Origin of the sequence: Corallococcus interemptor (genome assembly GCF_003668875.1) — a bacterium.
GTDB lineage: Bacteria > Myxococcota > Myxococcia > Myxococcales > Myxococcaceae > Corallococcus > Corallococcus interemptor.
Genome location: NZ_RAWM01000373.1, coordinates 1 through 428, shown reverse-complemented (window position 1 = coordinate 428; position 428 = coordinate 1). Strand labels below are relative to the sequence as shown.

The window sequence follows — 428 nt, the reverse complement described above, 5'->3', positions numbered from 1 at the left end:
CTCCTGCGTTTCCTGGACCCAGCAAGCGAACAACTTCTTCTGGTACTTCTCGCTGATTTGATTCGATCCCAACCGCCAGCATGATTTCCTTCTGAACTTCCAAAAAAAGAAGAGAGGTGATTTCAGTCTGAATTGAAAAAAAAGGTTAAAGAAGAGGTCGAAGCTTCTTGATTTGATTTGAACCACGCAGACCGCCCAAATCAATCTTGACAACAAAAACAAAAAAGGAAATGAGGCTTGTGGTGCATGTCATCGAGGCCCGCAACCTCCCAGCGGCGGAGGCGCAGGGGCTGGGCGACCCGTACGCCAAGCTGCAGCTGGGGAGGCAGCGGGCCAAGACCAAGGTGATCAGGAAGTCGGCCAACCCCGTCTGGGACGAGGAGTTCGCCTTCCGGGTCGGGGACCTCAAGGAGGAGCTCCTCATACGC

Annotated in this window: 1 protein-coding gene; it reads left to right on the top strand. The window is 53.5% G+C overall.

Translation table 11 applies throughout. The annotated features are described in order from the left end of the window. Positions 1-242 precede the first annotated feature (242 nt). The coding region (locus D7X96_RS42085; RefSeq protein WP_158626693.1) for a C2 domain-containing protein at positions 243-428 on the top strand (186 nt) is incomplete at its 3' end.